Origin of the sequence: Pseudomonas sp. P7779, from assembly GCF_013386315.1 — a bacterium.
GTDB lineage: Bacteria > Pseudomonadota > Gammaproteobacteria > Pseudomonadales > Pseudomonadaceae > Aquipseudomonas.
Window position 1 is genome coordinate 1 of the sequence record NZ_JACARZ010000177.1, and the last position, 5,570, is coordinate 5,570.

At 53.4% G+C, this 5,570-nt stretch carries 5 protein-coding genes and 1 tRNA gene; 2 read left to right on the top strand and 4 right to left on the bottom strand.

Going from position 1 to position 5,570, the window contains the following annotated elements; genetic code table 11:
- The 3 genes from HX869_RS30790 to HX869_RS30800 form a co-directional block, all read right to left on the bottom strand.
- A partial coding sequence (locus tag HX869_RS30790; RefSeq protein ID WP_178904146.1) for an NACHT domain-containing NTPase occupies positions 1-1,309 on the bottom strand: 1,309 nt, incomplete at its 3' end.
- A 336-nt stretch (positions 1,310-1,645) separates the two neighbouring features.
- Positions 1,646-1,719 (bottom strand) — tRNA-Cys (locus tag HX869_RS30795).
- 214 nt (positions 1,720-1,933) lie between these two features.
- A complete protein-coding gene (locus tag HX869_RS30800; protein WP_178904147.1) occupies positions 1,934-4,231 on the bottom strand; it encodes an acylase in 2,298 nt (765 codons plus the stop codon).
- A gap of 243 nt (positions 4,232-4,474) precedes the next feature.
- On the opposite strand from HX869_RS30800, the gene HX869_RS30805 reads away from it, so the two are divergent.
- Positions 4,475-4,852 carry a hypothetical protein gene (locus HX869_RS30805; RefSeq protein ID WP_032899365.1) on the top strand — a complete coding sequence of 126 codons (378 nt, stop codon included), beginning with the start codon at positions 4,475-4,477 and terminating at the stop codon, positions 4,850-4,852.
- Position 4,853: 1 nt separating this feature from the next.
- Here HX869_RS30805 and HX869_RS30810 read toward each other — a convergent pair whose 3' ends face one another.
- Positions 4,854-5,048: a hypothetical protein gene (locus tag HX869_RS30810; RefSeq protein WP_003207574.1), complete on the bottom strand. Its 195-nt coding sequence runs from the start codon at positions 5,046-5,048 to the stop codon at positions 4,854-4,856.
- Positions 5,049-5,221: 173 nt separating this feature from the next.
- Between HX869_RS30810 and HX869_RS30815 the strand changes: the two genes are divergently transcribed.
- Positions 5,222-5,359 carry a hypothetical protein gene (locus HX869_RS30815; protein ID WP_003207572.1) on the top strand — a complete coding sequence of 46 codons (138 nt, stop codon included), beginning with the start codon at positions 5,222-5,224 and terminating at the stop codon, positions 5,357-5,359.
- Positions 5,360-5,570: the final 211 nt, after the last annotated feature.

The window sequence follows — 5,570 nt, forward strand, 5'->3', positions numbered from 1 at the left end:
ATCTATAAGCATCAATATACTTCAGAAACACTAATACCTCCGACCATATATGAAGGGCCTTCGTAGTATTTCCGTAAAACTTTTCACTTACACCTTCTGAGGATGCCTTTATGAATACTGCTGAATGATATTCAAGAATACTTTTATGTAGAAAAACAATTTCATCATATCCATCTTCCAACATCAAACACGCCACCTGGATGATATCCTTTTTGAACCCATCTAATTCACAATTCACTAATGGAGTCATTTGGCACGCACCAGAAAATACAGCTTCGAACTCAGAATTTTTAAGGCTTCGGCCATGCCCTAGCTGTAACGTCATAAAGCAAAAGGAATCAAACAACTTCCTTATTTTAGATTCTGGCAACCCACTAGAAAGCTCACGTTGAAAGCCTACTTTAAATTTATCATGCCGAGTAAACACAGCATTGAATAGGCGGTCAAAAAAATCAGGCAACGAGGATGGGATCTCACTTTCATTTTCATAGACCAAACATAACAAAGTCAACATAAGAGGAGTCGTTATTACGCCCTTGATACTTGCTGGAGCGTTTGCAATAGCTATATTCAAGCTTGACTTAAACAACACATCCTTTACTAATTTATTCAGAAACGGCTCGTAATCCGCTTCTGTTAAGGGCGCAACACTGAACAATTCAAATCCTGAAAGATTTGATATGGCATTGTTAGGGCGCGTAGATACAACCTGAACTAGATCAGGATACTTTTTCTGGAATTGCTCTATTTGATAAACAGTTGCTTTGATCATATCAGAAGAAACTTCGTCAAATCCATCAAGTATCAAAGCAATCCTACCTGCCTGCGCAAGATACTGAAAAACGGCAACACCTCCTTTAATACCGCAAGCATCAAGATAATCCAAAATCAAGTCAATTAAATTTCGTTCTTTGCCGAGCATTCTTAACTCAAGAAAAACGGGGATTCGCCCCGTATCAATTACCGAGTTACAAAGTTGCCGCATTAGCATTGACTTGCCTTGACCGACAATTCCTTCTACTACAGAGTTCTGCTCCAAAAGCTCTGAAATATTTATCACTCGACCAGAAGATTTATACAAAACTTTGGGCGCATAATAAAACTCATCAAGCAGCAACCCCCTATCTTTTGACCAGATAGTTTTAACTGTATTTATATTAAGAACTAAACCAGCAACAATCTCAGTAGAGCGCGAAGCGTCGACCTTAACTATGCCCTCCTTGAACGCGCCGACTAAATCCTTTGCTATTAACGTTACGATTGGCGAGAGAACCTTGGTGAGCGAGGCAATTGTGAACTCAGATACCATTTTTTGCTTCCTGCATGCACGTTAGAAATTAACCTTGGTATTCAATATACTAATTTTTTTGTGAAACTTCGATTTTTTTCAAACGGTCGTGACTTTGTGTGCCCCCAAGAAAAAGGCGGATCTCTATAAGCGTTTACGTCTGCAGGAGAGAAAATCAGATCAACAAAGTCGTCGTTCTCCCAGGTTCGAAATTGATGCAGGACCGATTCGCCATTCGCACCGAAACGATAGGTTTAATGCTGACTTGCGGAAGTGATTTGAAAAAATGCGGAAGTGATTGGTAGATCGAAGGCAATAAAAAACCCCGTAGACGTTAATCTACGGGGTTTCTAAGAGTGGAGGCCGAGGTCGGAATCGAACCGGCGTAGGCGGATTTGCAATCCGCTGCATAACCATTTTGCTACTCGGCCTCAAACGATCAATGCCCTACAACCGACATTCACCGCATACAAACTTGAGTGGGCTATGTGAAGCTTGCCTCTACTCTATCTCATTGAAAACATTGAAGTTTTTAATGCTTCAGTGCGTTCGATGGGCGCAATTATGTACTCATTTGCCAGGGCTTGCAACCCCTTGATTTCAAAAAATATTCTCTCAAGGGGCAGGCATTCCTGGTGGGCTACCCTACCGCCCGGCTTCTTCCTTGTCACGGATAACCTGCAATTGATACTGCGGGTCCGCCTTGATCTGCTGTTCGGTAAACGGCAGCGGGCTGAGTTTTTTCTCGGAAAACGCCTGGGTCTGGTCCTTGAAGTATTTCGACGCCGGGTCGCTGGACAAGGAGAATGCCAGCACACCTTTGGCATTGGGCCCCTTCTCGTCGAACGTCACGATCTGCAAGTAGCTGCTGCCGCTGACTACCTCGCGCTTGCCATCGGCCCGAGGCACGCTTTGCATGGCGTTATAAACGCCCAGCTCTTGCGGGCCGCCGTGGATCGGTGTCTGACCCGAGACCTGAATATCACCCCAGCGGCTGTCCGCCGTCAGCCCGCGCTTGGCCACGTCGGCGGCTGACGCGAGCATCGCTTCATGCAGCGCCTTGGCCACGTTTGCCCGATCGACCGCCAGCCCACGTGGTGTGGTCAGGGGTTGTGCCGGATCGAAACCCACCTTCCACGCGTACGGCGCTTGCGCCAGTTGCTCCGCCAGGTTGATGAAGTGCACCAGGCCCAGGCCGCTGTCGAGGTTGGCGCGCTGGTCCCAGTTTTTCAGGCTGTCGCACACCGATTTCACGCTGGCATCGGCACCCGCGCAGAACTTCAGCAAGTCCGGCATCACCTGGCTGGCAAGATACACCTGGTTGTCCATGACCATATTCTGCAGGTCGGCGACCTTGATCGGTTGCTTGTCGAGCTCCTGCAAGCGTTGCAAGGCAAAGCGCGCACGCGGGCCCAAGCCGATCTTGTCCTGGCTGATAACGGGCGAGAACCCGGTCAAGGGTGCCTTGGGGTTGACCAGCCAGGCCGAGTCATTGGAGTGCTGCACGTAGTCGGTGCGCTCCAGTTGCGGCAGTTGCTCGGCGGGGAAGATCCCGGCCTGGGCGGCACGCGGGTCCACGTCCCAGGCGCAGGCGCTGCGAGAGCCGTCGAGCATGATGAATTGCAGCCCGACCCGTGGGTCACTGCACTGTGCGAGCTTTTTCGCGCTGACGTTCGGCACCACCGACAGGTTCATGTACAGGCTCTGACCCTGGTCATCCGCTGCCACCGTGTTGACCCACGGGATACCTTGCAGGGTGTGTACCGAGGTTTGCAGTTCCTTGAGGTTCGCTGCGCGGTTCATCGCGTACCACTGTTGCAGCACACGGTCGTTGCCCAGGTTGGCATCCCGCAGGCTGAAGGCATATTTGGCGTCCCAGTCGAGTTTGCCCGGCCATTGCACGATGGGGCCGAACTGCGAGCTGTAGACCGTGCGGGACTGTTCCCGGGTACCGCCGTCGGCAGTTTTTACCGCTACCTTGATCGTGGTTTTATCCATGGGCACGGACTTGCCGTCCAGCAAATAGCGAGTCGGGTCCTTGGGGTCCAGAGTCAGGCGATACAGGGTGAAGTGCTTGGACGTATCAACGGTGTGCGTCCACGCAACGTGCTGGTTGAAGCCGATATTGATCACCGGCAGGCCCGGCAACGCAGCGCCCATCACATCCAGCTGGCCGGGGATGGTCAGGTGCATCTCGTAGAAACGCATGCCGCCCACCCACGGAAAATGCGGGTTGGCCAGCAGCATGCCGCGGCCGTTGAACGAACGGTCACGCCCCACCGCCACCGCGTTGCTGCCACGGTCCAGGGCGAAACGTTGCTGGTTGGCCGCCGCGACCTCAAACGCCTTGCTGTCCACCTGGGCGACGGTGTTGGGCGGCGTGGCCCCCACCAAGGCCTCGGCAAATTGCCCGACGCCACCTTCCACCAGCAGCCGGCGGGTCAGCTTGACCAGGTCTTCGGCCGTGATCGGCCGTACCCAGGCCGCCTGGCACTGCGCCGGCAAACCCTGGGCAGTGCGCTCCTTGAGGTAGTGGTTGTAACCGGCAACATACCCTTCAATGCGCTGCTGCATCGCCGGGGGCTGGGCCTTCCAGAATGCCGCAACGGCCTGGGGGGTGTTCAGCCAGGTGAAGAACACGTCGTTGGCAAGGTTGTTACGCCCTTCCAGGGTCGCCTGCTCGGGACCAAAGTACCTGGCACGCTCGCCATTGACCGTTACCACCTCATTGGCCAGCAGGCACAGGTTGTCCTGGGCATAGGCATAACCGATGCCGAACCCCAGCCCACGCTCATCGTTGGCCCGGATATGCGGTACACCAAAGCTGGTGCGACGGATCTCGGCGGTGGCCTGTTGCTCCTGCACCCGCGCCGTGGCCGAAAGACTCAGCCCCAGCAACGCCCCTGCCACACACACCCTGAACAACCCGTTGGAAATAATCACGCAGACTCCACAGCCAAATTAAACACCGCGACGAGGGACAGCTTCGCCAACACCTCAGTTAAGACGTAAATACCGGGAATAATTTTAGCAGCCGCAGGCGTTTATTCGGACAGGTCGGTATGTCTCCAGGATGTTACCGACAAAATTTCTACATCCCCCGCTTCATGATTTGTGCAGCTCGTACGTCTTATTAACTAAGAGCGCCATCATTTTCCTGATCAGGCTCTGATAAGGAGTTTCTGCATGTACAACTCGCAACTGCCCACGGAAGGACACTCACCCATGCATGACGGAGGTTTTGCCACCGGCAACCAGGCGTTCGGCAAGGCGCCGGAACATGGCAACCAGCGTATTCGTCATTTGCTCAAATGCTTTGGCCTGCGCACCAGCCTGATCCGGCTGAAGGTCATCGACGCCCTGCTGACCGCCGCCGACAACCAGCGCACGCTCGGCGTGCGCGGCGTGCACAGCCATTTGCTGGAGCTGGGCATCCCGTTGTCGTTTCTCAGCGTGCGCGAGGTGCTCAAGCGCCTGTGCACCGAAGGCGTGATCACCCTGAACGCCGACAAGAGCTACAGCCTGCACGAGCAGGCTGCCAAAGTCCTGGAAGGCCGGGCCTGACTCAAAGGTTGGGCTTGACCTTGCGACGCATCACACCGTTGATCACCACCACGGTTACCGCTACCGCAATCGCGATGTACTGGAACGTCTTTTCGCTGATGACCCCGTTGTTCTGCAAGTAGGACAGGCCAAACATCGTCCCCAGCACCAGCAGGGAGATCAGAATCGAGTATTTCAAACGTTGCTTTTGGGTCATGACGGGTTCCTGAAGCTGAAAAATTGTGTCCACTTTGTATCGACTACCACACCAAGCACATACCTGTTAGCGGGGATGGATTGGGGTCGGCGGGGTCTCATGTTACAGGCGATGAAAAACTTTGGCTTGCCCAACGCCTGATTGAACCTGAGAGCACCCTAGAGGATTTTGAAATGCTTCGTCGAATCACGCTGCTGATTCCCTTGCTGATCATGTTGAGCATGAGCGGCTGCATTATTTTCCCCCACGGCGGCGGCGGTTGGCATGACCATCGCTACAGCGAAGGCGGACCGGGGTATTACCATCGCTGATCGGTCATCCGTACATTTTCTGACATCTTGAACACTTTACAGGCGGAGCCATTCCCCCTGCTTCCGACACTCAGCAAGAGCGTCCAGGAAGCAGGGAGGTTTTCCTGAAAGGCGCATTCCTGAATGAGCGTGCCTAAAGGTGTTCACGATGATAGTCAGCAACTCGGTTCCTTCCTCCACTGCATACCCACCACCGCCCCCTCCTCCGATA